At 71.5% G+C, this 25,309-nt stretch carries 24 protein-coding genes and 3 pseudogenes; 18 read left to right on the top strand and 9 right to left on the bottom strand.

All coding sequences use genetic code 11. The annotated features are described in order from the left end of the window. Nucleotides 1-110: 110 nt before the first annotated feature. Nucleotides 111-659, bottom strand: coding sequence for a DUF5134 domain-containing protein (locus ACZ5TL_RS15110; RefSeq protein ID WP_468590082.1), 549 nt, complete (start codon nt 657-659; stop codon nt 111-113). 139 nt (nt 660-798) lie between these two features. Between ACZ5TL_RS15110 and ACZ5TL_RS15115 the strand changes: the two are divergent. Together ACZ5TL_RS15115 and ACZ5TL_RS15120 are read left to right on the top strand one after the other, a co-directional pair. Beyond that, nucleotides 799-1,586: pseudogene (locus ACZ5TL_RS15115) on the top strand (FUSC family protein); the annotation flags it as partial. Between the two features lie 443 nt (nt 1,587-2,029). Next, nucleotides 2,030-2,491, top strand: coding sequence for a MarR family winged helix-turn-helix transcriptional regulator (locus ACZ5TL_RS15120; protein ID WP_468590515.1), 462 nt, complete (start codon nt 2,030-2,032; stop codon nt 2,489-2,491). A gap of 72 nt (nt 2,492-2,563) precedes the next feature. Here the strand turns inward: ACZ5TL_RS15120 and ACZ5TL_RS15125 are convergent, their stop codons facing one another. Continuing rightward, a complete protein-coding gene (locus tag ACZ5TL_RS15125; RefSeq protein ID WP_468590083.1) occupies nt 2,564-3,325 on the bottom strand; it encodes a VOC family protein in 762 nt (253 codons plus the stop codon). Between the two features lie 163 nt (nt 3,326-3,488). Between ACZ5TL_RS15125 and ACZ5TL_RS15130 the strand changes: the two genes are divergently transcribed. Further along, a complete protein-coding gene (locus ACZ5TL_RS15130; RefSeq protein WP_468590084.1) occupies nt 3,489-3,899 on the top strand; it encodes a hypothetical protein in 411 nt (136 codons plus the stop codon). A 1-nt stretch (nt 3,900) separates the two neighbouring features. On the opposite strand, the gene ACZ5TL_RS15135 is transcribed toward ACZ5TL_RS15130, so the two are convergent. Continuing rightward, on the bottom strand, nt 3,901-4,293 hold the full coding sequence (locus ACZ5TL_RS15135) for a VOC family protein (protein ID WP_468590085.1): 393 nt from the start codon (nt 4,291-4,293) through the stop codon (nt 3,901-3,903). A 182-nt stretch (nt 4,294-4,475) separates the two neighbouring features. Here ACZ5TL_RS15135 and ACZ5TL_RS15140 point away from each other — a divergent pair, with 182 nt between their 5' ends. Beyond that, the gene (locus ACZ5TL_RS15140) at nt 4,476-5,015 is read left to right on the top strand and encodes a GNAT family N-acetyltransferase (RefSeq protein WP_468590087.1); all 540 of its coding nucleotides are present in this window, start codon (nt 4,476-4,478) and stop codon (nt 5,013-5,015) included. Between the two features lie 26 nt (nt 5,016-5,041). Here ACZ5TL_RS15140 and ACZ5TL_RS15145 read toward each other — a convergent pair whose 3' ends face one another. Continuing rightward, on the bottom strand, nt 5,042-5,725 hold the full coding sequence (locus ACZ5TL_RS15145) for a glycerophosphodiester phosphodiesterase (protein WP_468590089.1): 684 nt from the start codon (nt 5,723-5,725) through the stop codon (nt 5,042-5,044). 254 nt (nt 5,726-5,979) lie between these two features. On the opposite strand from ACZ5TL_RS15145, the gene ACZ5TL_RS15150 reads away from it, so the two are divergent. The 4 genes from ACZ5TL_RS15150 to ACZ5TL_RS15165 all read left to right on the top strand — a co-directional run bounded on the left by ACZ5TL_RS15150 (nt 5,980) and on the right by ACZ5TL_RS15165 (nt 10,030). Further along, nucleotides 5,980-7,377, top strand: a complete 1,398-nt coding sequence (locus ACZ5TL_RS15150; RefSeq protein ID WP_468590090.1) for a DUF6421 family protein — start codon at nt 5,980-5,982, stop codon at nt 7,375-7,377. A gap of 44 nt (nt 7,378-7,421) precedes the next feature. Continuing rightward, nucleotides 7,422-8,171: an SDR family NAD(P)-dependent oxidoreductase gene (locus ACZ5TL_RS15155; RefSeq protein WP_468590517.1), complete on the top strand. Its 750-nt coding sequence runs from the start codon at nt 7,422-7,424 to the stop codon at nt 8,169-8,171. After that, nucleotides 8,168-9,238, top strand: coding sequence for a threonine aldolase family protein (locus ACZ5TL_RS15160; RefSeq protein ID WP_468590092.1), 1,071 nt, complete (start codon nt 8,168-8,170; stop codon nt 9,236-9,238). The genes ACZ5TL_RS15155 and ACZ5TL_RS15160 overlap by 4 nt, the downstream gene beginning before the upstream one ends. A gap of 219 nt (nt 9,239-9,457) precedes the next feature. Further along, nucleotides 9,458-10,030 (top strand): transglutaminase domain-containing protein, encoded by a 573-nt coding sequence (locus tag ACZ5TL_RS15165; protein WP_468590093.1) that lies wholly within the window; start codon nt 9,458-9,460, stop codon nt 10,028-10,030. Between the two features lie 55 nt (nt 10,031-10,085). Here ACZ5TL_RS15165 and ACZ5TL_RS15170 read toward each other — a convergent pair whose 3' ends face one another. Then, nucleotides 10,086-10,814 carry a lysophospholipid acyltransferase family protein gene (locus ACZ5TL_RS15170; RefSeq protein WP_468590095.1) on the bottom strand — a complete coding sequence of 243 codons (729 nt, stop codon included), beginning with the start codon at nt 10,812-10,814 and terminating at the stop codon, nt 10,086-10,088. Between the two features lie 188 nt (nt 10,815-11,002). Beyond that, nucleotides 11,003-11,116: pseudogene (locus tag ACZ5TL_RS15175) on the bottom strand (DUF4395 family protein); the annotation flags it as partial. Between the two features lie 155 nt (nt 11,117-11,271). On the opposite strand from ACZ5TL_RS15175, the gene ACZ5TL_RS15180 reads away from it, so the two are divergent. From ACZ5TL_RS15180 to ACZ5TL_RS15195, 4 genes are all read left to right on the top strand, one after another. After that, nucleotides 11,272-11,682 (top strand): thioredoxin family protein, encoded by a 411-nt coding sequence (locus ACZ5TL_RS15180; protein ID WP_468590518.1) that lies wholly within the window; start codon nt 11,272-11,274, stop codon nt 11,680-11,682. Between the two features lie 83 nt (nt 11,683-11,765). Next, complete coding sequence (locus ACZ5TL_RS15185) at nt 11,766-12,257, top strand: flavin reductase family protein (protein ID WP_468590097.1); 492 nt, start codon at nt 11,766-11,768, stop codon at nt 12,255-12,257. Nucleotides 12,258-12,475: 218 nt separating this feature from the next. Next, on the top strand, nt 12,476-13,264 hold the full coding sequence (locus ACZ5TL_RS15190) for an electron transfer flavoprotein subunit beta/FixA family protein (protein ID WP_468590098.1): 789 nt from the start codon (nt 12,476-12,478) through the stop codon (nt 13,262-13,264). Nucleotides 13,265-13,320: 56 nt separating this feature from the next. Then, entirely contained in the window at nt 13,321-14,283 is a 963-nt protein-coding gene (locus tag ACZ5TL_RS15195) for an electron transfer flavoprotein subunit alpha/FixB family protein (protein ID WP_468590100.1), read from the top strand. A gap of 57 nt (nt 14,284-14,340) precedes the next feature. Here ACZ5TL_RS15195 and ACZ5TL_RS15200 read toward each other — a convergent pair whose 3' ends face one another. Beyond that, the gene (locus tag ACZ5TL_RS15200; protein WP_468590101.1) at nt 14,341-15,246 is read right to left on the bottom strand and encodes an endonuclease/exonuclease/phosphatase family protein; all 906 of its coding nucleotides are present in this window, start codon (nt 15,244-15,246) and stop codon (nt 14,341-14,343) included. A 192-nt stretch (nt 15,247-15,438) separates the two neighbouring features. Between ACZ5TL_RS15200 and ACZ5TL_RS15205 the strand changes: the two genes are divergently transcribed. After that, on the top strand, nt 15,439-16,740 hold the full coding sequence (locus ACZ5TL_RS15205) for a DUF6986 family protein (RefSeq protein WP_468590102.1): 1,302 nt from the start codon (nt 15,439-15,441) through the stop codon (nt 16,738-16,740). Nucleotides 16,741-16,872: 132 nt separating this feature from the next. Further along, nucleotides 16,873-18,708, top strand: coding sequence for a serine/threonine-protein kinase (locus tag ACZ5TL_RS15210; RefSeq protein WP_468590104.1), 1,836 nt, complete (start codon nt 16,873-16,875; stop codon nt 18,706-18,708). Here the strand turns inward: ACZ5TL_RS15210 and ACZ5TL_RS15215 are convergent. Both ACZ5TL_RS15215 and ACZ5TL_RS15220 read right to left on the bottom strand, forming a co-directional pair. Next, a pseudogene (locus ACZ5TL_RS15215) lies at nt 18,654-19,468 on the bottom strand (hypothetical protein). The gene ACZ5TL_RS15210 and the pseudogene ACZ5TL_RS15215 sit on opposite strands and share 55 nt — an antisense overlap. 7 nt (nt 19,469-19,475) lie before the next feature. Further along, nucleotides 19,476-20,462: a LacI family DNA-binding transcriptional regulator gene (locus ACZ5TL_RS15220; protein ID WP_468590106.1), complete on the bottom strand. Its 987-nt coding sequence runs from the start codon at nt 20,460-20,462 to the stop codon at nt 19,476-19,478. A 267-nt stretch (nt 20,463-20,729) separates the two neighbouring features. Between ACZ5TL_RS15220 and ACZ5TL_RS15225 the strand changes: the two genes are divergently transcribed. The 4 genes from ACZ5TL_RS15225 to ACZ5TL_RS15240 all read left to right on the top strand — a co-directional run bounded on the left by ACZ5TL_RS15225 (nt 20,730) and on the right by ACZ5TL_RS15240 (nt 25,307). Continuing rightward, nucleotides 20,730-21,683 carry an ROK family protein gene (locus ACZ5TL_RS15225; RefSeq protein ID WP_468590108.1) on the top strand — a complete coding sequence of 318 codons (954 nt, stop codon included), beginning with the start codon at nt 20,730-20,732 and terminating at the stop codon, nt 21,681-21,683. Nucleotides 21,684-21,913: 230 nt separating this feature from the next. Next, on the top strand, nt 21,914-22,360 hold the full coding sequence (locus ACZ5TL_RS15230) for a helix-turn-helix transcriptional regulator (RefSeq protein WP_468590109.1): 447 nt from the start codon (nt 21,914-21,916) through the stop codon (nt 22,358-22,360). A 10-nt stretch (nt 22,361-22,370) separates the two neighbouring features. Then, nucleotides 22,371-22,787 carry a VOC family protein gene (locus ACZ5TL_RS15235; RefSeq protein ID WP_468590110.1) on the top strand — a complete coding sequence of 139 codons (417 nt, stop codon included), beginning with the start codon at nt 22,371-22,373 and terminating at the stop codon, nt 22,785-22,787. 117 nt (nt 22,788-22,904) lie between these two features. Beyond that, entirely contained in the window at nt 22,905-25,307 is a 2,403-nt protein-coding gene (locus tag ACZ5TL_RS15240; protein ID WP_468590111.1) for an ATP-binding cassette domain-containing protein, read from the top strand. The last annotated feature ends 2 nt before the right edge of the window (nt 25,308-25,309 follow it).

A 25,309-nucleotide genomic window follows, 5' to 3' on the forward strand; every position in this document is an offset into this window, starting at 1 on the left:
CTATGAGCGCCGCCCCGCCCACGGGTACAGCTCGTGCTGTCAAAGTGACGCAGGCAACGGAATGCGCAAGGCGTCCTGCACAGGCCCGGCTCGGAGGGGGCAGGCCCGGCTCAGAGGGTCAGCAGCATCGCCACCATCGCGATCCCCATGGACAGCCGGCAGGCCCGCGCCAGTTCCGGCCGGTCGGCCCACCCGGCGGGGGTGCCGCCCCCGGCGACGGCCGCCACCGGCACCAGCCGGACACCGGCCAGCAGCACGTACCCGGCGAAGTAGAGCAGCAGCGCTCCGGTCAGGAGCGGGACCCCCGATCCGCCCCCACTGTGCGCGTGCGCGGGGGCACCGGCCATGACGACGGACATGTAGACCATCGCCGCGGCCCCCACCAGGTGGTGGAGGTGGTGCACCCCGGACCGCGCCGCCCACAGCGCGTGCACCCCGGCCGCGCCGAACACGGCCGCGTAGGCGGGCCAGGCCCACGACGGCGGAGTGAACACCGCCGCGGGCACCGCCATCGCGGCCATCCCGAAGCCCATCAGCGCCTCGCCGCCCGCGGAACTCCGCTGCTCCTCGGTGCCGCTGCGCATCCGCACCAGGCAGTAGGCGCCGGTCACCGCGCAGATCGCCACCAGCAGCCAGCCGGACGATGCCGGTCCGTGCACGCGCACCCCCCCGCTCGACAGCTCGACAGTCGGTCATTCGATGCCCGGGCCATGCGGTGCGCACGCGAGCGCAAGGGTGTACACGGGGAGCATTCGACGGAGCACGCCCGGTGTGGGGTAATGTTTTACGAGTAAAATACCTGCCCGGCCCTTCTGGTCGCGCCTGGGCCCGCTGACCTCGATCGCGGCGCGTACGGCGCTCGGCTGCGCGCTCGCCGGCTACGCCTCCCTCGCCGTCGGCATCGGCCGTCCCTACTGGGCGCTGGTCACCGCCGCCTCGCTGTACCAGGCCAACATCACCCTGACCTGGAGCAGGGCCGTCCAGCGCGTCGTGGGCAACGTCGTCGGCGTGCTCGTGTTCCTGACCGTCGTGCCGCTCGCGCACCTGGGCCCGGCAGCCCTCGTGCTGTGTGCCTCGCGTTCAGCTTCGGTGCCGAGGCGCTGATCATCCGCAGCTACTGGCTCGGCAGCGTCCGCGTGACGCCCATGGCGCTGCTCATCACGGAGTTCGGCGGGTACCAGGAGCCCGGCGTGCTGATGAGGGAGCGGATCGTGGACACCGTCGCCGGCGCGCTGGCCGGCTTCGTCGCGGCAGTGGCCATCACGAACCGGCGTGCGGGCGACCGGGTGGAACGCGCGCTGTCGGACGCCGACCGGGCTTGTGCACACGCCGCCCGCCTCCTGGCGGAGCCGGACCCGGCCCCCGCCGTCCTGGAGTCCGCCCGCCGCGGCCTCGCGGTCGCCCTGGCGGACCTGAGGGCCACCGCCGATGCCGCCTCCGGCGAGTGGTGGCAGCGCGCCCTGCCCCAGGAGCGGGTCGTGCTCGCCGAGCAGTCCGGACACCGTACGCTCGCCGCTACGGCACGACGCCAGGGGCTGCTCCCGGACCGGAGCGCGAGCACGAAGACGGAGGATGCACGGCCATGACGCCGACCGAAGGACCAACGCCCGGCGGGAGCGGCTCGCGACAGGGGGTCGGGGGAGAGCCGGCGGCGCAGGAGCGTGAGGCCGAGGGGGTGCGAGAGCGCCCGAGGAGCGAAGCCCGCACGGCCCAGGACCTCGCCGCTGGACGGGTTCCCGGCGCGCCCCGGGAGGGAGACCGCGACCGGGCGTCCGGAACGGGCCGGGCGGACGGACATGCTGTGGCCGGGGCGGACCGGGCCGACGACGACTCCGCTGTCGGGGCGGACCGGGTCGGCGGGCATCCTGTGGCCGGGACGGGCCAGGGCGAGGGAGGCTCCGCCGCTGCAACGGGCCGGGCCGGCGGGCATCCTCGGGGTGGGACAGGAGAGGCCGACGGAGATGCCGACGCCGGATCAGCCGGCCGTCGAGGCGACACCGTCGCCGCCGTCGTCCGGCAGTGGCGGGCCGTGCACCCGGGTCTCGACACCGGCCCGATGGAGATCATCGGCCGGATCAACCGCTGCGCCGCCCTGCTCCAGCAGGCCGAGGACGCTCCCCTGCGCCGGGCGGGCCTCAGCCGCCCCGAGTTCGACGTGCTCGGCGCGCTGCGCCGCACCGGGCTCGAACTGACACCCGGAGAGCTGGCCCGGGAGACCTTCTCCTCGGGCGCCGCCGTCACCAAACGGCTCAAGCAGCTGTCCGAGCGCGGACTGGTCGAACGGCGCGGTGACACCCGCGACCGCCGGGTCGTCCACCTCCGCCTCACCGACGCCGGACGCGACCTGGTCGACGGCATCCTGCCCGCCCAGCTCGCCTACGAGACGGCCGTGCTGTCCGGCATGGACGGTCCGGAGCAGGGCGAACTCGCCACGTTGCTGGGGGAGTTGCTGGGGCAGCTGGAGGGCCGGCTGGGTGGGCTGCGGTCCTGAAGCACCGACCGGCTCCAGCACGGCCGGTCCCGCGGCCACACCCCGTCGCGTCCGATGCGCGTCAGATGCGCTTCAGGTGTCGTAGCCGGCCGGATACACCCCGAACATCGCCCCCTGCGGATCCCGCAGCACCGCGATGCGCGGACCGTCGGGCACGGTCGTCGGCACCATCAGGACCGTGCCGTGCCGCTGGACGACGGCGGTCGTGGCGTCCACGTCGGCCACGGCGAAGTACGGCAGCCAGTGGGGCGGCACCTCGGGCGGGAACTTGTCGTCCATCGTCACCATGCCGCCGAAGTCCGCACCGTCGAGACCCCACTGGGTGTACCGCTCCGAGGCGTTGACGGTCCAGTCGAACACCTGGGTGTAGAAGGCCACGGCCTGCTCCGGATCCCGGGTGAACAGCTCGACCCAGCCCAGCGCGCCCGGCGCGTTGAACAGCCCGGCGCCCGGGAAGGTCCCCGCCTGCCACAGCTGGAACACGGCACCGCCAGGATCGGCGGCCACGACGAAACGGCCCGCGTCGAACACGTCCATCGGGCCGGACAGCACCGTCCCGCCCGCCTCCGCCACCGTCTCGGCAGCGGCCTCCGCGTCGGTCACCGCGAACGACACGTTCCATGCGACCGGCTGCGACGGCTGGTACAGCGGGGTGAGCGCGGCGACCGCCGCGCCATCGAGACGCGCGATCGTGTAGCCGCCCGCCTCCTGACGCGGGTCCGTCTCGGGCCGCCAGCCGAACAGCCGCGTGTAGAACCGCCGGGCCGCCTCCAGGTCGCTGGTCCCCAGCTCGGTCCAGCAGGGGCCGCCGGTCACCGGTGCGTCGAGCTTCATGGCGTTCCTTCCGCAGGAGACCCCCTCAAGCACGCTAAGCCGCCGCCCGGGCCGGCTGCCATCCGGGAAACCCGGTGGTGTGCGGTACAGGCCCGGCGTACCCTCGCCCCGTACCGCACCGCGTGGCGGCCTCCAGCTCCTTCGCCCCGCCCGGAGGTACCCCATGCCCGCGCCCGAGGTGCGCCCCTTCCGCCGCGCCGACCGCGACCAGCTCACCGACCTGGTCAACACGCATGCGGCGGCCGGCGTCCCCGGCGTCTCCGTCTCGGTGAACACCGTCCTCAGCGGCCTGGAGCGGCAGCCCGGCGAGTTCATCACCGACCCGTGGGTCGCCGAGCCGACGACGCTCGTCGCCGAGCAGCGCGAGTACGTCGTCGCCGCGGCCCACCTGCTGCGCTACCGCGCCGACGGGCGGGCCCTCGGCTTCGTCGAGATCGACACGTCCCTGGCCCGCCCGGAGCGTCACGTCCGCGTGGCCGGCCTCGCCGACATCGGCAACCTGCACATCGACCCCGCGCGGCACGGCACCGGCCTGGAGCAGTGGCTGCTCGCCCACGAGCACCACCCCGGGTGACTCAGATGCCCGGCCGGTAGCGGAGCGGATGGTCCGCCGGGACCTCCACCAGCACGATCGGCGTCCCGTCCGGGTCCGCGATCCACATCTCGACCAGCCCCCAGGGCTCCTTCACCGGCGGCCGCACGATCTCCACGTCCTTCGCCCGCAGCTCCTCCTGCGCCGCCGCCGCGTCGTCGACCTGCAGCCACAGCCGCACGGCGGGCGCGGGAGGAGTCTCGGACCGGCCCGCGACCTCCAGGTAACCGCCGCCCAGGAAGTAGACCGTGCCGCGCTCGGGACCCGTGCCGAACTCGCGGTAGACCGCGAGACCGAGCTGTTCGCCGTAGAAGGCCCGGGACCGCTCGGGGTCGGTGGGGCGGAGCAGGATCCGGCTGCTGAGTACATGCACCATGCGGCGGAGCTTAGTGGCGGCGTCAGGGGGGCTTTGCACCATGAGTTCCGATGAGGTCGCGTGGTCCGGCCCCTTGCGAGGCGAGGTGCCAGGCCGCGCGATGCGGGCGGGCCCGGTGAAGTGCGGGGACCCCTTAGGCTCGTCCCTGCCCGAGCCTCGCCGCGAGACGGAGACGTACGCCCATGGAGACCGCCGCCACCGCACTGACCTTCCGGGACGCCGGGGACGCCGATGTGGACGATCTGGTCGCCCTGATCGAGTCGGCGTACCGGGGCGACGACAGCCGGGCCGGGTGGACCACCGAGGCGGACCTCCTGGAAGGGCAGCGGATCGACCCGGAGGGTGTGCTGGGCGTCATCAAGTCACCCGACAGCCGGTTGCTGACCGTCGAGCGGGAGGGCCGGATCGTCGCCTGCTGCCAGCTCGAACACCGCGGAGACCACGCCTACTTCGGCATGTTCGCGGTCAGCCCCCGGCTCCAGGGCGCCGGTCTCGGCAAGGTGATCATCGCGGAGGCGGAGCGGCAGGCCCGGGCGACCTGGGGCGTGAGGGAGATGCACATGACCGTGATCTCCGTACGCGAGGACCTCATCGCCTGGTACGAGCGGCGCGGTTACCGCCGTACGGGACGGACGACCCCGTTCCCGTACGGCGACGAGCGCTTCGGTATCCCGCAGCGCGACGACCTGAGGTTCGAGTTGCTGGTCAAGGAGCTCGCCTAGCGACCTGTGCCGGTCCCCGACGGGCCCTACGCCGTGAAACGGCCGGTGCGCTTGATGTCCGGGTGGTCGGTGGTCGCCCCGTCCAGACCGAAGGCCCGTACGAGACGCAGATGGTCCTGCGTGTTCACCACCCAGCCGATGATCCTCAGGTCGGCCTTGCGGGCCCGCTCCACGACCTCGAGGGTGAGCCGGCGGATGTTCAGGCAGACGGTCGCGGCCCCGGCTTCGACGGCGCGCTCCACGATGTCGGTGCCGTAGCGGCTCGCGATCAGCGCGGTGCGCACGTCCGGCACCAGCCGGGCGATCTCGGCGATCGCCTCGTCGTGGAACGAGGACACCTCCACCCGGCCGGCCAGCCCGCGCCGGTTGATCACCTCGGCCAGCGCCCGCGCCGCCTGTACGTCCTTGATCTCCGCCTGGAGCGGTGCCTGAACGGCCTCCAGCACCTCTTCGAAGACCGGCACCCGTTCGCCCCGGCCGGCGTCCAGGGCGCGCAGCTCGGCGAGGGTCTTCTCGGCGATCGGCCCCGTGCCGTCGGTCGTGCGATCCACGTCCGTGTCGTGCATGACGACGAGCGCGCCGTCCTTGCTCAGGTGCAGATCGAGTTCGATGGCGTCGAGGCCCGCCTCCTGGGCGGCGGCGAAGGACCGGAGGGTGTTCTCGGGCTCCACACCCATGACTCCGCGGTGACCGATGGTGAGGAAGTTCAAGACACGACTCTCTTCCGTCGACAGGCGGCAGTGGGAAGAAGGCCTGACGGCCCACCTGACGGTATCGCCTGCACCCACCTCGTGCAGAGGGTGAGGGCATGGCCGGCGCGGATAAGGGCAGAAGCGTGACCGGCAGGAAAAAATGCGGCGAAGTCGGGGGGGTAGCAGGATATTTTCCCGAGATGGCCCTTGCTAGGAGGAACCTCGTGTGTATACGGTCTGTATACGTGAGATTCTCCCGTGAAGGATGGGGCATGACGGAAATTCTTGTGCAGGTGGGTTCGGAGGAAACGGTTCCTCCCGTGGTCAGGGTGGTGGAGCACCCTGCGTGGCCCGTGCTCAAGGATGCCGTGGAGCGGATCCGGCCATGGCAGTCCAAGGACGGGTCGATCGACTTCGACGCCGAGGGCGCACCCGACCCGGCCGACGCCGAGCTGGCCGTCCGCCAGGTCACGGACGCGGTCCTGGAGCTCTCCGCGCTGCTCCCGCACGACCGCGCCTATCACGAGGCCCTGGCCAAGGACCTGGCCCGGTGGGCCGACAGCGGCTTCCAGGTGCCCGACTTCCTCGACTCGCTGCTGGCCTTCCAGCCCGCCGCGAACCGCGCGGACGGCCTCCAGCACCTGGTCGTCTTCCCGATGTACACGCAGAACGGCAACCCGGACCGCAACCTCGAAGCGGTCGTGCTGCGCATGGTCTGGCCGGACTGGCTGGCCGAGCTGGAGCGCACCCGTTACGACAACCCGCTGTTCTGCGGCATCACCTTCGAGGACTTCACGGCCGGCTACGACACCCACTCGGCGGTCCTGTTCCCCGAGACCATCGCCGTGCGCGAGGCCCCGGAGCGGTTCACCTGGGGTGGCATCTTCTGCGACCGCGAGGCCGCCCGCTTCCGCCGGGTCACCGACGCCGCCGTCGACATCCTCGGCCTGGAGCTGCCCGAGGACATCGCCGCGATGGTCCACGACCAGAGGCGCTGCGAGGAGGCGTTCGTCCTGTGGGACATGGTCCACGACCGCACCCACAGCCACGGCGACCTGCCCTTCGACCCGTTCATGATCAAGCAGCGCCAGCCGTTCTGGATGTACGGCCTGGAGGAGCTGCGGTGCGACCTCACCGCCTTCAAGGAGGCCGTGAAGCTCGCACAGGACGGCGTCCAGCAGGCCCGCGACGTCCAGGTCGCGGTCCTCTTCGACCGCATGTTCCGCTTCCCGGTCACCGGCGAGCGGGTCCGCAACTACGACGGCCTCGGCGGCCAGCTCCTCTTTGCCTACCTGCACAAGCACGATGTGGTGCGCTGGACCGACAACAAGCTCTCCATCGACTGGGAGCGCGCCCCGCAGGTCACCAACCAGCTGTGCGGAGAGATCGAGCAGCTGTACCGCGACGGCATCGACCGCCCCAAGCTCGTCCACTGGTTCGCCGGGTACGAGCTGGTCTCCACCTACCTCTCCCCGCACCCGGGATCCAAGTGGGCCAAGGGCCCCGACGCCCTGGACTTGACGCAGCCGCCGCGGAAACTCGTCGATGACGTGCTTCCGGACGAGTTTCCGCTGAGCATGTTCTATGAGGCACTGTCCAAGAAGCTGAAGAACGTGATCGCCTCCGCCAAGGGCATCACGGCGGACGGCGCCGAGCGGATCGCCGCGTGAGCGACCGCAGCACCGAGACCACTGCTCAGCAGGAGGCGAAGAACATGGCGGGGAACGGAGCTCTCAGCGGTGCGGTGATCGCGGTGGCCGGCGCGGGCGGACCCGCCGGCCGGGCCGCGCTGCGTCGGCTCGCCGAGGCGGGTGCGACGGTCGTAGGCGCGGACAACGACCCCGAGCGCCTGGCGGAGGCCGTGGACGCCGCGCGGTACGCCTCCGGCGGCGCGGCCGTCACGGGCGAGACGGTCGACCTGCTCGACCTGCAGTCCACCCGGAACTGGGCCGCCCGCACCGAGAAGGAGTTCGGCCGCGTCGACGGCCTGGTCCACCTCGTCGGCGGCTGGCGCGGCAGCGAGACCTTCACCCGGACCAGTCTCGACGACTGGGACTTCCTGGAGATGCTGCTCGTCCGCACCGTGCAGCACACCTCCCTCGCCTTCCACGAGGCGCTCCAGCGCAGCGACCGCGGCCGGTACGTGCTGATCAGCGCGGCGGGCGCCAGCAAGCCCACCGCGGGCAACGCCGCGTACGCCGCCGGCAAGGCGGCGGCCGAGGCGTGGACGCTGGCCATGGCCGACTACTTCCGCAAGGCCGGGGGCGCCGAGGGTCCGACCTCGGCGGCTGCGATCCTGGTGGTCAAGGCACTGGTGCACGACGCGATGCGCGCCGAGCGCCCCAACGCGAAGTTCGCGGGCTTCACCGACGTCAAGGACCTGGCCGAGGCCATCATCGGGGTCTGGGAGAAGCCCGCCGCCGAAGTGAACGGAAACCGTCTGTGGCTCACCGAGAAGCCGTGAACCCCCCGAAGACCGACGCCCGTCGCCATCACGACCCCGAAGTCCGCGGTTTCGCCAGCGACAACTACGCCGGCGCCCACCCGGAGGTGCTCGCCGCGCTGGCCCTGGCCAACGGCGGGCACCAGGTCGCCTACGGCGAGGACGCCTACACCGAGAACCTCCAGCACCTGGTCCGCAGCCACTTCGGGCCCACCGCGGAGGCGTTCCCGGTCTTCAACGGCACCGGCGCCAACGTCGTCGCGCTCCAGGCGGTCACCGACCGCTGGGGCGCGGTGATCTGCGCCGAGAGCGCGCACATCAACGTCGACGAGTGCGGCGCGCCCGAGCGGGTCGGCGGCCTGAAGCTGCTCACCGTCCCGGCACTCGACGGTAAGCTCACGCCCGAGCTGATCGACCGGCAAGCGTACGGCTGGGACGACGAGCACCGCGCGATGCCGCAGGTCGTCTCCATCGCCCAGGCCACCGAACTGGGCACGCTCTACACGCCGGACGAGATACGCGCCCTGTGCGAGCACGCCCACGCGCACGGCATGAAGGTGCACCTGGACGGCTCCCGGCTGGCCAACGCCGCTGCCACCCTGAACGTCCCGATGCGGACGCTCACCAACGCGGTCGGCGTCGACATCCTCTCCCTGGGCGGCACGAAGAACGGCGCCCTGTTCGGTGAGGCGGTCGTGGTGATCAACCAGGACGCCGTCAGCCACATGAAGCATCTGCGCAAGCTGTCCATGCAGCTCGCCTCCAAGATGCGGTTCGTGTCGGTGCAGCTGGAGGCCCTGCTCGCCCGGGACCTGTGGCTGCGTAACGCCCGGCACGCCAACGAGATGGCCCAGCGCCTCGCCGAGGGCGTGCGGGCCGTGCACGGAGTGGAGATCCTCTATCCGGTGCAGGCCAACGCGGTGTTCGCCCGCCTGCCGCACGACGTGAGCGAGCGCCTGCAGAAGCGGTTCCGCTTCTACTTCTGGGACGAGGCCGCGGGCGACGTCCGCTGGATGTGCGCCTTCGACACGGCCGAGGAGGACGTGGACGCGTTCCTGGCGGCACTGAAGGAGGAGATGGCCCGCTAGGGCCACCTCCCCGCCCCTGGTCAGCCGTTGACGACGATCCGCGCGCTGTGGTCGCGCAGGTCCGGGCCGTACTTCCTGATGCTCAGCTCGGGATCGTCGTCAAGGATGACTGGCGGGGCGGGGGCGGCGGTGTTCGAACCGTTCTCCTCTATGCATAGATATGCACTACAGGGAAAATTGATTGACTGGCGAGCGGGCCACTCCCTATGCTCTGCGTGCATGCAGCTGATCCAGGAAACCCCGGACCTCTCCGCGTACTTGGCCGCTGACGAGGTCATGGACCATCATCATCCGCTCGTCCGGGAGACCGCCGCGAAACTCGCCGACGGCGTGGCGGACTCGTATGAGTATGCGCAGGCGGCGTTCGAGTTCGTGCGCGACGCCATCCCGCACTCACACGATGCCGGTGACCCCCGCGTCACCTGGCGCGCCTCCGACGTCCTGGGACAGCGCACCGGCATCTGCTACGCCAAGGCCCACGCGCTGGCCGCGCTGCTGCGGGCCGAGGACATCCCGACCGCGCTGTGCTACCAGAAGTTCGAGGAGGTGCACGGCCTGGTCGCCGTGCGGTTCAACGGCGCCTGGCACCGGCAGGACCCGCGCGGCAACAAGCCGGGTGTGGACGCGCGGTTCTCCCTGGACGGTGAGCGGCTCGCCTTCACGCCCGACCCGGCATCGGGTGAGCTGGACCATCCAGTCCTGTACGCCGCACCACATCCTGTGGTGCTCGAAGCCCTCAAAGCGGCACCCGACCGGGCCTCTCTGTGGCAGACGCTGCCCACCGCACTCTGAGGGCATCGACGCACGCGCTCCGCGGCCCTCCTCCCGGGCCGGGACCGCCCGGGCGTCAGTGCGCCTCCGCCTCCCGCACCTGCTCCGGCGTCGGAGCCGTGCCGCCGAGGTGCGCCGGCATCCACCAGGTGTCGTCCGGGCCCTTCGGGCGTACCGGGTAGGCGCGCTGGGCGGCCTCCAGGAGCTCCTGGACGCGCCCGCGTACCTGACGCGTGATCGCGCCCGCGTACTTGTCGCGGGAAGCCTCGATCGCCTCGCCCACCCGGATCGTGATGGGGGTGTGGCTGCGCTTGAAGTTGCGCGGGTGGCCCTTGGTCCACAGTCGCTGCGTGCCCCACACCGCCATCGGGATCAGCGGGACGCCGGCCTCCTGTGCGAGGCGCGCGGCGCCCGACTTGAAGCTCTTCAGCGTGAACGACTGCGAGATCGTGGCCTCCGGGAAGACCCCGACGATCTCACCCGACCGCAGCGAGTCCAGAGCGTGCGCGTACGCCGCCTCGCCCTGCTTGCGGTCCACGGGGATGTGCTTCATCCCGCGCATCAGCGGGCCGGAGATCCGGTGCCGGAACACGGACTCCTTCGCCATGAACCGCACGAGACGTTTCTGCGGCAGCGCCGCCAGGCCGTTGAAGACGAAGTCCAGGTAGCTGATGTGGTTGCTCACCAGCACGGCGCCGCCCGAGCGCGGGATGTTCTCCGAACCCTGGCAGTCGATCTTGAGGTCCCACACCTTGAACAGCGTGCGGGCGAAACCGACGACGGGACGGTAGACGAGCTCTGCCATGGGCGGTTCGGACCCTTCCTGCTCTGCCTGGGAAGGGATTCCCAGCGGACAAGTTACGCAGCCGTAGGTTTACGGCTTGTCGCAGATCGTGCCCCAAGAACGGCCGGGTAGCCAGTCCTCGCGCCCGCAGTCGACGAGATTCTCGTCACGTCGTCTCCCGGATCCCACCTCGTGCTTTTACCCCCGCATTACTCCGGACGCACCGTCACGCACCGCACGAGCAGGCGCAACTCGCACCCCAGGCAGTACCCGAATGCCGCATTCTGGGAGGCGGCGGCGAGCGCGGCGCCGGCCGTCGCGATCTCCGGCTTCCAGGACGACGGCCGTGACGGCCGCCCGAAACGAGGCCCTCTCCCTTCGATGTCCACGGGTGCCAGGCATTCCGCAGCGGGGCACGCCTGAGGGGCGGGAATCTTCGCGGTCTCGTGAGCGCTTGCAGCAGGTGAGGACGGGACGGATGGTGTGCGTCCTGGTGCTCGCGGCGGCGAGCGCCTACGGAGTGCCGCACGAGCGGCGGAGCGGGAGGGTCGGGAGGGTGCGGATGCGCGGGCGGGACGAAGGGAATCGGCTCGATGTGGCGGAGCTGGGCGTGCGACCCGGTGAGCGGGCCACGCTCGTACAGTTCTCCAGCGCGTTCTGCGCGCCCTGCCGGGCGACCCGGCGTGTCCTGCGCGAGGTCGCCGCCCTGGTCCCGGGCGTGACCCACGTCGAGATCGACGCCGAGGCGCACCTGGATCTCGTGCGGCGACTGGACATCCTCAAGACCCCGACCGTGCTGGTGCTCGACGCGGACGGCCGGGTGGTGCGGCGGGCCGCCGGGCAGCCCCGCAAGGCGGACGTGTTCGCCGCCCTGGGGGAGGCGGTGTGAGGGACGCGACCCCGGCAGTGAGCCATCTCCCACATCACGGAACCAACTTGACTGCGCGAACCATTTATCGTCAGCCTGACCCCATGCCTGCGGACCTTCTCACCACGACCGACCTCCTGCGCTCGGTCTTCCGGCGGCACGCGGCGGGAGTCGCCGTCATCACCGCCCGTGGTGACGCCGGTCCGGTGGGCTTCACCGCCACGTCCCTGGCCTCCGTCTCCGCCGAGCCGCCCCTGCTCTCCTTCGGCATCGGAACCGGCGCGTCCAGCTGGCCCGCGATCGCGGAGGCCGGCCACGTCGGCGTCCACATCCTCGGCGAGCACCAGCAGGAGCTGGCCGCCACCTTCGCCCGCAGCGGAGCCGACCGCTTCGGCCCGCCCACCGGCTGGCGGGAGGGGCCCGAGGGCGTCCCCGTGCTCGACGGTGTGCTCGCCTGGCTGGTCGGCCGGGTCGTCGCCCGCGTGCCCGCCGGGGACCACCGCATCGTGATCGCGGAGGTCGTGCACGGCGACCCCACGGGCACCGGCCGCCCGCTCCTCTACCACCAGGGACGTTTCCAGCGTCTGTGCGACTGAGCGGCGTGTCCCCCGGGCTGCGTGACCGTCGAGTTCCGGTTACGCTGCGTTGCGAAGGTCACAGTTCAAAGCGCTTGCTTAGCGGGAACGAACTGGGTGTACTGACGAGTAATATTTCGCTCGGAGCGTGGGTTGCCCCGACCGGGATCGGCCGCTTGAGGCACCTATGCTGCCTGCAAGAGGCAGCCGAGAAATGACGATGCAGTAGGAGAGCCGGCGTGAGCTTGAGGATCGTTGTCACTGTGAAGTACGTGCCCGACGCCACTGGCGACCGGCACTTCGCCGATGACCTGACCGTCGACCGGGACGACGTGGACGGTCTGCTCTCCGAGCTCGACGAGTACGCGGTCGAGCAGGCGCTGCAGATCTCCGAGAACTCCGACGATGACGTGGAGGTCACCGTCCTGACGGTGGGCCCCGAGGACGCCAAGGACGCGCTGCGCAAGGCGCTGTCCATGGGCGCCGACAAGGGGATCCACGTCGAGGACGACGACATCCACGGCACCGACGCCATCGGCACCTCCCTGGTCCTGGCCAAGGCGATCGAGAAGGCCGGCTACGACCTGGTCATCTCCGGCATGGCCTCCACCGACGGCACCATGGGCGTCGTCCCCGCGCTGCTCGCCGAGCGCCTGGGTGTCCCGCAGGTGACCCTGCTGTCCGAGGTCTCGGTCGAGGACGGCACGGTCAAGGGCCGCCGCGACGGCGACGCCGCCTCCGAGAACCTCGAGGCCTCCCTGCCGGCGGTCGTGTCGGTGACCGACCAGTCGGGCGAGGCGCGCTACCCGTCCTTCAAGGGCATCATGGCGGCCAAGAAGAAGCCGGTTCAGTCCTGGGACCTGTCCGACCTCGACATCGAGGCCGAGGAGGTCGGCCTGGAGGGCTCCTACACCACGGTCGACGGCGCCAACGAGCGTCCGGCCCGTACCGCGGGCACGATCGTCAAGGACGAGGGCGAGGGCGGCAAGCAGCTCGCTGAGTTCCTCGCGGGCCAGAAGTTCATCTGAGCCCGGCATTTCGCTGACCGCCCCTCATCTTTCGCAAGCAGGAGAGAAGAAGTCCCATGGCTGAAGTTCTCGTCTACGTCGACCACGTGGACGGCGCCGTCCGCAAGCCCACCCTGGAGCTGCTGACCCTGGCCCGCCGCGTCGGCGAGCCGGTCGCCGTCGCGCTGGGAGGCGGCGCCGGTGACACCGCCGCCACGCTCGCCGAGCACGGCGCGGTCAAGGTCCTCACGCACGAGGCCTCCGAGTACGCCGACTACCTGGTCGTACCGAAGGTGGACGCCCTGCAGGCCGCGGTCGAGGCCGTGTCCCCGGCCGCCGTGCTGGTCCCGTCCTCCGCCGAGGGCAAGGAGATCGCCGCCCGTCTGGCGCTGCGCATCGGTTCGGGCATCATCACCGACGCCGTCGACCTGGAGGCCGGCGAGGCCGGCCCGGTGGCCACGCAGTCGGTGTTCGCCGCGTCCTTCACCACCAAGTCCCGCATCTCCAAGGGCACCCCGGTCATCACGGTCAAGCCCAACAGCGCGGCCGTCGAGCCGGCTCCGGCCGCCGGTGCGGTCGAGGCCCTGTCCGTGTCCTTCTCCGCACAGGCCACCGGCACCAAGGTCACCGGCCGTACGCCGCGTGAGTCGACGGGCCGCCCGGAGCTGACCGAGGCCGCGATCGTGGTATCCGGTGGCCGTGGCGTCAACGGCGCGGAGAACTTCGCGATCATCGAGGCGCTCGCCGACTCCCTCGGCGCGGCCGTCGGTGCCTCGCGTGCCGCGGTGGACGCCGGCTGGTACCCGCACACCAACCAGGTCGGCCAGACCGGCAAGTCCGTCTCGCCGCAGCTGTACATCGCCAACGGCATCTCCGGCGCGATCCAGCACCGCGCCGGTATGCAGACCTCGAAGACGATCGTGGCGGTCAATAAGGACGCCGAGGCCCCGATCTTCGACCTCGTCGACTACGGCGTCGTCGGCGACCTGTTCGACGTGGTCCCGGCCCTGACCGAGGAGATCAAGACCCGCAAGGGCTGATCGACCCGGGCTGCAGAAGGCCCCCGTGACCGCACGAACGGTCACGGGGGCCTCTTCTCATCCCAGGGTCATCGAGGCCTGCACCGGCAGATGGTCGCTCGGATACGTCCCGTCCGCGCTGAAGGTGTTCATCCCGGCCCAGTGTGTGGTCACCCCGGGCGTGGTGAGGATCCAGTCGATCCGCCGCCCGCCGGGCCTGGGCCTCCGGTAGCCGTGGTACGTCCCGTACTCCGGGCCCCGCGACGCCGCCGCGTCCCAGGCGTCCACCAGCCCGATGTCCAGCATGAGGTCGTACACCCGGTTGTCGTGGGCGGCCGCGTTGAAGTCGCCGGTGACGATGACCGGTGACGACCGGTCCCACCCGGCGATCGTCTCGCCGATGAGCCCCGCCGAGCGTTCCCGGGCGTACTGGCTGACGCTGTCCAGATGGGTGTTGAGGACGTAGAACTCCCGTCCCCCGTCGGCGCGATCGGCGAAACGCACCCAGGTCACCATGCGCAGCCAGTCCGCGTCCCAGGTGTTCGAGGCGATCGCGTACGGGGTGTCGGACAGCCAGAAGTGGTCGAACTCGATCGGGTCGAGTCTGCGCGTGTCGTAGAAGATCGCCATGAACTCGTCCTTGCTGCCGCCCCCGCGTCCGGTGCCGATCCAGTCGTAGTGCTCGCCGAGATCCGTCTCGATCATGCGCAGTTGCTGGTACAGCCCTTCCTGGGTGCCGATGACGTGCGGTCGCTCGCGGCGCAGCAGCTCTCGCATCACCGGTCGGCGCACGGCCCAGCGCGGTGTCGAGTCGACGACGGTCGCGAAGCGCACGTTGAACGTCATGACGTTCAGGGCGCCCGCGTGCTCGCGGGCGGAAGCGAGCTGTGGGGGGCCCGCGGTGGTGAGCAGCGGTCCTGCGACGGCGGCGGCCGCCACTGCCTTGAGCCCGTGGCGGCGCGTCACTCCGACCTCGTTCGGCACGTGGTCTCCCTCCCCTTGCACGTCAGGATGAAGCTTGCCTTCTGTATACGGAAGAAGAGGGCCGGTCGGCAGTGATCAAAGGTCGAGCATGGGGAATCCCACCTCAAGACGGTGTTGACCAGGGTGAAGATCGGCAGTTAGCTTCGCTCTGCGGATTACTGATTCCGCTTTACGGAAGATGGAGGGTGTGGAATGGGGCAGGGCCGGCAGGAGAACGTGGCGACGAGTCTCGCGGGTGCCATCAGCGAGGAGATCGGCGCCTCCCTCGCCCCCGTCGACGCGGAACTGGAGCGCCGCTACCCGGGAGACGCCGCCACCCGGCAGCCCGTGCACACCGTCTACGTCCCCGGCGACGTCTTCGCCGCCGACACCATCCGCACCTGGGGCGACCGGGCCCTCGCCGCCCTCGACGAGCACGCTCCCGACGCCGCGTCCCTCGCTGCCGTCCTCGGACTCTCCGAGGAGCTCGCCGGGCCCGTCCACGCGCGCGTGCGCGCCAAGCTGGAGCGCGAGCCCGTCGAGGACCTGCGCGTCGACTTCGAGGACGGCTACGGCAACCGCCCCGACGACGAGGAGGACCAGGCCGCCGCCCGCGCCGCCCGGATCATCGCCGAGGCGTACGAGGACGGCACCGCAGCCCCGTACATGGGCATCCGGATGAAATGCATGGAAGCGCCCGTACGCGCCCGGGGCATCCGAACCCTCGACATCTTCCTCACCGGCCTGCTGGAGGCCGGCGGCCTGCCCGCCGGGCTGGTGCTCACCCTGCCGAAGGTGACGTACGCCGAGCAGGTCACCGCCATGGCACGGCTGCTGGACGCCTTCGAGAAGACACACGGCCTCGAACCCGGCCGGATCGGCTTCGAGATCCAGATCGAGACCAGCCAGTCCATCCTCGCCGCCGACGGCACCGCCACCGTCGCCCGCATGATCCAGGCCGCCGAGGGCCGCGCCACCGGACTGCACTACGGCACCTTCGACTACAGCGCCTGCCTCGGCGTCTCCGCCGCCCACCAGGCCAGTGACCACCCCGCCGCCGACCACGCCAAGGCCGTCATGCAGGTCGCCGCGGCCGGTACGGGCGTCCGCGTCTCGGACGGCTCCACCAACGTCCTGCCCATCGGCACCACCGAGAAGGTGCACGCCGCCTGGCGGCTGCACTACGGCCTCACCCGCCGCGCCCTGGCCCGTGCCTACTACCAGGGCTGGGACATGCACCCGGGCCACATCCCCACCCGCTACGCGGCCGTCTTCGCTTTCTACCGCGAGGGCTTCGAGCAGGCCGCCGCACGGCTCGCCCGCTATGCCAACCGCACCGGCGGCGACGTCATGGACGAACCCGCCACCGCCAAGGCCCTCAGCGGTTATCTGCTGCGCGGCCTGGACTGCGGCGCCCTGGACATCGGGGAGGTCGCCCGGCTGACCGGACTGACCCGCGCCGATCTGGAGAGCTTCGCGGTGCCCCGGCGGGGAGACCTGACGGCATCCGCCTGACGGTCCCGGTGGGCACGTACCGTCAGTGTCACAGCCGTCCTCACCGGCTGTCGCCGGCACCGCCGCCCCGTAGTCTGTACGCCACGTACAGGCGTGTCAGCGCATCCGGTGGGTCACAGGAACGGGGCAGCGGTGTCAACGGGGGAGTACGGGCAGGCGGACGGGGCCGGCCGGCTGCTGGCGGGGCGTTACCGTGTCGCGGCCCAGCTGGGCCGGGGCGGCATGGGAGTCGTCTGGAAGGCCGTCGACGAGGTCCTCGGCCGCGAGGTCGCCGTCAAGGAACTGCGCACCTACACCGACGCGGCCGGTCCCGAACTGGCGGACCTGCACGTGCGCATGCGGCGCGAGGCGCGTGCGGCGGCCCGGGTCCGCCACCCCGGCGTCATCGCCGTGCACGACATCGCCCAGGTCGACGACCGCCCGCTCATCGTCATGGAACTGGTCGACGGACCGTCCCTGGACGACGTCCTGCGCGACCGCGGCCCGCTGGAGCCGCGCGAGGCCGCCGGGATCGGCGCCAAGGTCATGGACGCGCTGGCCGCCGCCCACCGGGTGGGCGTGCTGCACCGCGACGTGAAGCCCGGCAACATCCTGCTCGACCGCTCGGGCCGGGTCGTCCTCACCGACTTCGGCATCGCCACCATGGACGACCCGGGCGACGGTTCGGCCACGCGCCTCACCCGCAGCGGCGAACTCGTCGGCTCCCTCGACTACTTGGCCCCCGAGCGCGCCCAAGGCGCCCACCCGGGACCGGCCTCCGACATCTGGGCCCTGGGCGCCACCCTGTACGCGGCCGTCGAGGGTGCCTCGCCCTTCCGCCGGACCTCCACGTTCTCCACACTCACCGCGATCGTCACCGAGCCGCTCCCGGAGACCCACCGCGCCGGTCCGCTCGGCCCCGTCCTCCATCAACTGCTGGACAAGCGCCCCGAGTCCCGCCCGGAGGCCGACCGGGCCCGTGAACTCCTGCAGTCGGTCGCGGACTCGGGCGGAAGGGACACGCCGACGTCAGCACTACGGCGTCCCGCGGCATCGCCTCCGCGCCCCGAGACCGAGCGCAGCGTTCCCTCGGTACCGCCGGGGTTCGGACCACCGCAGCAGTCGCAGCCGGGTGCCGCCGGGCCCCATGAGGGCCAGGGCACGCCCGGGTTCGCCTCGGCGGCGGTTCCCGGGGCTGCCGGTGCGCCAGGAGCGGCGGGCCAGGGCGGGACGGGCACCCAGGGCTTCGGCCCGGCCGGCCCGGGTGGCAACGCCGCCGGGCCCTCCGACCCCACCGGCCCGATGAACCCCCGCCCCGCCCCCGGGCGCAAGAAGACCCGCGTCCTCCTCGTCGCCGCGGCCGTCACCATCGTCCTCGCGGTGGCCGGCGCCACGGTCGCCCTGCTCCGGGACTCGGGCGGCACGGAACAGGGCACCCGAGCCGACGCCGCCGCCTCCGAACCCGGTCCCGCAGATGCCGGTTCGAACGCGCTCAGGCCCACGCAGCAGGGCGACGAGAAGGGCAAGGCCCCTTCCGGGGAGCCTGGCACAAAGGAGCCCGAGTCCTCCGGCCGGCCCGCCACCTCGGCCCCCGCCAAGTCCTCCGGCGGCACCACCGGCGACACGACCGGTGGGACGTCGGGCGGTGGCACCACCGACAGTTCCGGCACCGGCGTCACGGCGGGCGGTGGTTCGACCGCCCCGGCCCCGGTCTGCCACGCCATCGGCGGCGGCAAGTACAACTGCCAGGTCTGGAAGACCGCCGCTTCCCGCACCGCCTCCGGCACCAAGGCCGGCATCCTCAACGCAGGCACCAACTACTTCTACTGCCAGCAGAACCTGGGCCGCCGCGAGACGTACGGCCAGTGGACCAACGTCTGGTGGGCGAAGACCGACGACGACAGCGGCAACACGAACGTCTGGGTCAGCGACGTCTACATCAAGGGCGGCGACAACGACGGGCCCGTCCCGGGGCTCCCCGTCTGCTGAGCCCCGCCGACACCGCCGCGTACCGCTCCAGCCCCGAGGCAGTCACCAGCTTCTCCTCGACGAACAGCCGCGTGCCCCGCTCGCACAACCGTCGGTCGGCCCGTGCCCGTGCGCAGAACTCCTCGGGCACGACGCCGAACAGCTCCCGCAGGCGCGGCAGGCCGAGGAGCAGTTCGGTGAGCAGCTCGCGCTGGCCCGGGTGGGTACGTGGCGTCCCCGTGCCGTCGTGGAGCACGCCGTGCCGGTTGACGTACGCGTACACACCGGGCAGCCGGGGGCCGTCCGCGAGGTCGATGCGCACCTCAGGCGCGGGCAGCCAGGCCCGGTCGAAGTTGCCGCCGGGCACCGGCACGCCCTCGCTCGCGTCGATCACCGTCAGCTGCTGGGCGTCCAGCCAGAGCACGAACAGGTCGCGCACCGTGTCCGGGGCGCTGACCGGCGAGGCCGAGACGTACCCCATGCGGCTCACGTGCGCCGAGACCCCGGCGTCGACACCGGTCACCCGGGCCTTCGCCATCGGGAGCGGCGACATGATCCCGAACTCCCGCATCTTGTGCCGCAACTGGCCCGGGCAGCCGTTGGAGCCGATGGCGAGGACCGGAGTGCGGTCGTCGTGCACCAGCCGCTCCAGCGGCAGGAAGCGGTCGCCGTCGAGCAGCCCGGAACCGGTGGGCCACGCCCCGGGGTACAGCAGAGGACGCTCGCGCGGAGCCTCGGCGAGGCCGAGGGCGCGCAGTGTGCGATCCGCAGGGTGGTTCATGGGCCGCTCAGTCCGCCGGGGGGATCTCGCCCGAGCCGCGGGTGATCAGCCGGGTCGGCAGCTCGATGCGTTGGGGGGTGACCAGGGTGCCGTCCAGTTGCCGGAAGAGGAGCTCCGCGGCGGTGCGGCCGATGTCCGCCGCGTCCTGGGCGACGACCGTGACACCCGGCTGGAGCAGGTCGGCCAGCTCGATGTCGTCGAAGCCGACCAGGGCGACGCGGCGGGTCTGCTCGGCGAGCACGCGGATCACGGTGACCGTCACCCGGTTGTTGCCCGCGAAGACCGCGGTGACCGGGTCCGGGCCGGACAGCATCTCCTCGGCGGCCCCGCGCACCCGCTCGGGATCGGTGACGCCGAGGGACATCCAGGAGTCCGCCACCGGTATGCCCGCGTCCTCCATGGCGGCCCGGTAGCCGCGCAGCCGCTCGGCGGCGGTGTGGATGCGGGGCATGTCGCCGATGAAGCCGATCCGGCGGTGCCCGTGCGCGATGAGGTGGGCGACGCCGTCGCGGGCGCCGCCGAAGTTGTCCGACAGCACCACGTCGGCGTCGATGCGTCCGGCCGGCCGGTCCACGAACACCGTGGCGACCCCGGCCTTGAGCTCCGGCTCCAGATACCGGTGGTCGTCACCGGCCGGGATCACCACCAGCCCGTCCACCCGCCGCGCGCACAGGGCCAGCACCAGTTCCTGCTCGCGCTCAGGGTCCTCCGCGCTGGAGCCGTTGATCAGCAGTGCGCCGTGGGCCCGGGCCACCTCCTCGACCGACCGGCTCAGCGGCCCGTAGAACGGGTCCGCGAGGTCCTCCAGGACCAGGCCGATGCTCGCCGTACGTCCCTTGCGCAGCACCCGGGCGCTGTCGTTGCGCCGGAAACCGAGCGCGTCGATCGCCTCCTGGACCCGCCGCTCCGTCTCCGGCGTGACCCCGGGCTCACCGTTCACGACCCGCGAGACCGTCTTGAGGCCGACCCCGGCGCGGGCGGCCACGTCCTTCATGGTCGGACGGTTGCCGTAGCGCGTTGCGGATCGCGGGTGGGTCTGGGGCACGGTGTCCTGTCCTGTCGTCCACGGGGTGCGTCGGTCCCCGGGTTCGTATGAGGATGTGGCCTCGAGCATAGGGCCTGGACAACGTTGTCAGGCTCGGGGGAGACTATCCACCGCCATCTCCGGCCCACGTGACGCCGCGCGGCCGGTTCGCAGTTCGCCCTGCTCGATGGCTGTTCTCGGCGTTTTTCTGATCGCTGACGGGGAGATCCGACACTGATGCACACCGACCTCGTGGCCGCGCTCGACATCGGCGGCACCAAGATCGCCGGCGCTCTGGTGGACGGCCACGGCCGGATCCTGCTCCGCACCCAGCGGCCGACGCCCGCCCGGGAGGATGGCGAGACCGTGATGCGGGCCGTGGAGGAGGTGCTCGGCGAGCTCACCGCGTCGCCGCTGTGGGAACGCGCCGCGGCCGTCGGGATCGGCAGCGCCGGGCCCGTGGACGCCTCGGCGGGCACGGTGAGCCCGGTGAACGTCTCCGGCTGGCGCCACTACCCACTCGTCGCCCGGGTACGGGCCGCGGCCGGGAACCTGCCCGTCGAGCTGATCGGCGACGGAGTGGCGATCACGGCGGCCGAACACTGGCAGGGCGCCGCCCGCGGCCACGACAACGCGCTGTGCATGGTCGTCTCCACGGGCGTCGGCGGCGGTCTGGTGCTCGGCGGCCGGCTGCACCCCGGGCCTACCGGCAACGCGGGTCACATCGGCCACATCAGCGTGGACCTCGATGGTGACCTGTGCCCGTGCGGCTCGCACGGCTGCGTGGAGCGCATCGCGAGCGGCCCCAACATCGCCCGGCGCGCACTGGAGAACGGCTGGCGGCCCGGCCCCGACGGCGACACGTCAGCCGCGGCGGTGGCCGCCGCCGCGCGGGCCGGCGACCCGGTCGCCGTGGCCTCCTTCGAGCGGGCCGCCCAGGCCCTGGCCGCCGGGATCGCCGCCACGGCGACCCTCGTGGAGGTCGACATCGCCGTCATCGGCGGGGGAGTGGGCAAGGCGGGCGAGGTCCTCTTCGCTCCCCTGCGCAAGGCCCTGAGTGCCTACGCGACGCTCTCCTTCGTCCAGCACCTGGCCGTGTCTCCGGCCCAGATGGGTACCGACGCCGGGCTGGTGGGCGCGGCGGCGGCAGCCCTGGCGAAGCGGCCGGACGCGGCGGCGGCAGGCGTCTGAGACCGAGCAGGAACGTTCACGCACCGAGGACGGCGGAACTCTCGGACCGCACCCGGCCCCGATGCGGGGAGGGGGATCACGACGGGCGGGCGCCTGTGCGTGCTGCCGCCCGCGGCATGGTGGAGGGGATCGTTCGACATCTACGGCAGCCGACGGGGACCGGTCCGGGGCGGCGGGCTCTGTCGCGGAAACCGACCGCATGCGCGGGCGCATGTGACACGATCGCGCATGTGAGCAGCAGCAGATCCGATCCGGCGCGGCACCTGCGCGACCTCGCCCGCCTGCGCCGGGTCAAGGACCGGATCGACCGGGAGTACGCACAGCCCCTGGACGTCGAGGCGCTCGCCCGAGGTGTGCACATGTCGGCCGGGCACCTCAGCCGTGAGTTCCGGCAGGCGTACGGGGAGTCGCCGTACAGCTACCTCATGACGCGGCGCATCGAGCGCGCGATGGCGTTGCTGCGCCGTGGCGACCTCAGTGTCACCGAGGTGTGCTTCGAGGTCGGCTGCGCGTCGCTGGGCACCTTCAGCACCCGTTTCACCGAGCTGGTCGGCATGCCGCCCAGTGCCTACCGGCGCGAGGCGGCGCGCGCGACGGCGGGCATTCCGTCGTGCGTGGCGAAGCAGGTCACCAGACCGGTCAGGAATCGAGAAGCGCCCGCCCCGAGCCGAAACTAGCGTGATGGCCATGGACCTTCACATTCACGCCAGTTTCCTTCCGCACGACGACCCGGACGCCGCCCTGGCGTTCTACCGCGACACCCTCGGTTTCGAAGTCAGGAACGACGTCGGATACGAAAGCATGCGCTGGATCACGGTCGGTCCCGTCGGCCAGCCCGGCACGAACATCGTGCTTCACCCGCCGGCCGCCGACCCCGGCATCACCGAGGACGAGAGCCGCACCATCGCCGAGATGATGGCCAAGGGCACCTACGCCAGCATCGTCCTGGCCACCACCGACGTCGACGGCACCTTCGAGCGGGTGCAGGCGGGCGACGCCGAGGTGGTCCAGGAGCCGGTGGACCAGCCCTACGGCGTTCGCGACTGCGCCTTCCGCGACCCCGCGGGCAACATGGTCCGCATCCAGCAGCTGAAGGCGCAGTAGTCCCCCGCACCGCATTCCCCTCCCCCGCACCGCATTCCCCGCGCCGTCCCTCGGCGACCGGCGCGGGGGAACGAGATCGTCCGAGCGCGGCAGCCCCGCCCGACAGATGGAGGCACCATGAGCAAGGCCACGACGACGGACAGACAGTCGCCCGGGCCGCACGTTGCCGACAGCCATGACGTGATCCGCGTGCACGGCGCGCGCGAGAACAACCTCAGGGACGTCAGCATCGAGATCCCGAAGCGCCGGCTCACGGTGTTCACAGGTGTCTCCGGCTCGGGCAAGAGCTCGCTGGTGTTCGACACGATCGCGGCGGAGTCGCAGCGGCTGATCAACGAGACCTACAGCGCCTTCCTGCAGGGCTTCATGCCGAACCTGGCCCGGCCCGAGGTCGACGTGCTGGACGGGCTGACGACCGCGATCGCCGTCGACCAGCAGCGCATGGGTTCCGACCCCCGCTCCACGGTCGGCACCGCCACCGACGCCAACGCGATGCTGCGGATTCTCTTCAGCCGGCTGGGCACGCCGCACATCGGCCCGCCCGGCGCGTTCTCCTTCAACACCGCGTCGGTCTCGGCGAGTGGTGGCATGACGGTCGACCGCGGCGCCGGCAAGACCAGGACGGAGAAGGTGACCTTCAGCCGCACCGGCGGCATGTGCACGCACTGCGAGGGCCGTGGGACGGTCTCCGATATCGACCTCACCCAGCTCTACGACGACTCCAAGTCGCTCTCCGAGGACCCGTTCACCATCCCCACCTACACCGGGGGCGGCTGGGTGGTGCGGGTCATCGCCGAGTCGGGCTTCTTCGACAAGGACAAGCCGATCCGCGAGTACACCAAGAAGGAGCGGCACGACTTCCTCTACCGCGAGCCGACCAAGGTGAAGATCAACGGCATCAACCTCACCTACGAGGGGCTGATCCCGAAGATCCAGAAGTCGTTCCTGTCCAAGGACCGCGAGTCGATGCAGCCGCACATCCGGGCCTTCGTGGACCGGGCGGTCACCTTCACCCGGTGCCCGGACTGCGACGGCACCCGGCTCACTGAGCTCGCCCGCTCCTCGAAGATCGGCAAGGTCAGCATCGCCGACGCTTGCGCGATGGAGATCCGCGACCTGGCGGAGTGGGTGCGCGGGCTCGAGGAGCCGTCGGTGGCGCCCCTGCTCGCCAAGCTCCAGCACACCCTCGACTCGTTCGTGGAGATCGGCCTCGGCTACCTCTCGCTCGACCGCTCTTCGGGCACGCTCTCCGGCGGCGAGGCACAGCGCACCAAGATGATCCGCCACCTCGGGTCCTCGCTCACCGACGTCACCTACGTGTTCGACGAGCCCTCCATCGGCCTGCACCCCCATGACATCCAGCGGATGAACAACCTCCTCCTGCGCCTGCGCGACAAGGGCAACACCGTGCTGGTCGTGGAGCACAAGCCGGAGACGATCGCCATCGCCGACCACGTCGTGGACCTCGGCCCCGGCGCCGGCACGGCGGGCGGCACCGTCTGCTTCGAGGGCACCCTGGAGGGGCTGCGCGGCAGCGAAACCGTCACCGGCCGGCACCTCGACGACCGGGCCAAGATCAAGGCGACGGTCCGCAGGCCCACCGGCGCGCTGGAGATCCGGGGTGCCGCGGCCAACAACCTGCAGGGCGTCGACGTCGACATCCCGCTCGGCGTCCTCACCGTGGTCACCGGTGTCGCCGGCTCGGGCAAGAGCTCGCTCGTGCACGGCGCGATGCCCCGGCAAGCAGGGGCCGAGGGCGTGGTGGCGATCGAACAGACCCCGATCCGCGGCTCCCGGCGCAGCAACCCGGCGACGTACACCGGGCTGGCCGACCCGGTCCGCAAGGCCTTCGCCAAGGCCAACGGGGTGAAGCCGGCGCTGTTCAGCGCCAACTCCGAGGGTGCCTGCCCCACCTGCAACGGTGCCGGTGTCATCTACACCGACCTGGCGATCATGCAGAGCGTCGCCACCCCGTGCGAGGAGTGCGAGGGTAGGCGGTTCGAGGCGTCGGTGCTGGAGTACCGCCTCGGCGGCCGCGACATCAGCGAGGTGCTGGCGATGCCCGTGGCCGAGGCCGAGGAGTTCTTCGGCAGCGGAGAGGCCCGCACGCCCGCCGCGCACAAGATCCTGGAGCGGCTCGCGGACGTAGGGCTCGGCTACCTCACCCTCGGCCAGCCGCTCACCACCCTGTCCGGCGGCGAGCGGCAGCGGCTGAAGCTGGCCACGCACATGGGCGAGAAGGGCGGCGTGTACGTCCTCGACGAGCCGACCACCGGCCTCCACCTCGCTGACGTCGAGCAGCTGCTCGGCCTCCTCGACCGGCTCGTGGACTCGGGCAAGTCGGTCATCGTCATCGAGCACCATCAGGCGGTCATGGCGCACGCCGACTGGATCATCGACCTCGGCCCCGGTGCCGGACACGACGGCGGCCGGATCGTCTTCGAGGGCACTCCGGCCGACCTCGTCGAGGCCCGCTCCACGCTGACCGGGGAGCACCTGGCGGCGTACGTGGGCACCTGACG

This window comes from Streptomyces sp. NPDC033136, assembly GCF_055578235.1.

Coding starts and splice junctions, on each gene's coding strand:
- ACZ5TL_RS15195 (WP_468590100.1), top strand. CDS start 13,321: ATGGCTGAAGTTCTCGTCTACGTCGACCACGTGGACGGCGCCGTCCGC.
- ACZ5TL_RS15180 (WP_468590518.1), top strand. CDS start 11,272: ATGGTGTGCGTCCTGGTGCTCGCGGCGGCGAGCGCCTACGGAGTGCCG.
- ACZ5TL_RS15185 (WP_468590097.1), top strand. CDS start 11,766: ATGCCTGCGGACCTTCTCACCACGACCGACCTCCTGCGCTCGGTCTTC.
- ACZ5TL_RS15205 (WP_468590102.1), top strand. CDS start 15,439: ATGGGGCAGGGCCGGCAGGAGAACGTGGCGACGAGTCTCGCGGGTGCC.
- ACZ5TL_RS15170 (WP_468590095.1), bottom strand. CDS start 10,814: ATGGCAGAGCTCGTCTACCGTCCCGTCGTCGGTTTCGCCCGCACGCTG.
- ACZ5TL_RS15220 (WP_468590106.1), bottom strand. CDS start 20,462: ATGAAGGACGTGGCCGCCCGCGCCGGGGTCGGCCTCAAGACGGTCTCG.
- ACZ5TL_RS15155 (WP_468590517.1), top strand. CDS start 7,422: ATGGCGGGGAACGGAGCTCTCAGCGGTGCGGTGATCGCGGTGGCCGGC.
- ACZ5TL_RS15135 (WP_468590085.1), bottom strand. CDS start 4,293: ATGGTGCATGTACTCAGCAGCCGGATCCTGCTCCGCCCCACCGACCCC.
- ACZ5TL_RS15240 (WP_468590111.1), top strand. CDS start 22,905: ATGAGCAAGGCCACGACGACGGACAGACAGTCGCCCGGGCCGCACGTT.
- ACZ5TL_RS15150 (WP_468590090.1), top strand. CDS start 5,980: ATGACGGAAATTCTTGTGCAGGTGGGTTCGGAGGAAACGGTTCCTCCC.
- ACZ5TL_RS15165 (WP_468590093.1), top strand. CDS start 9,458: ATGCAGCTGATCCAGGAAACCCCGGACCTCTCCGCGTACTTGGCCGCT.
- ACZ5TL_RS15140 (WP_468590087.1), top strand. CDS start 4,476: ATGGAGACCGCCGCCACCGCACTGACCTTCCGGGACGCCGGGGACGCC.
- ACZ5TL_RS15130 (WP_468590084.1), top strand. CDS start 3,489: ATGCCCGCGCCCGAGGTGCGCCCCTTCCGCCGCGCCGACCGCGACCAG.
- ACZ5TL_RS15225 (WP_468590108.1), top strand. CDS start 20,730: ATGCACACCGACCTCGTGGCCGCGCTCGACATCGGCGGCACCAAGATC.
- ACZ5TL_RS15125 (WP_468590083.1), bottom strand. CDS start 3,325: ATGAAGCTCGACGCACCGGTGACCGGCGGCCCCTGCTGGACCGAGCTG.
- ACZ5TL_RS15235 (WP_468590110.1), top strand. CDS start 22,371: ATGGACCTTCACATTCACGCCAGTTTCCTTCCGCACGACGACCCGGAC.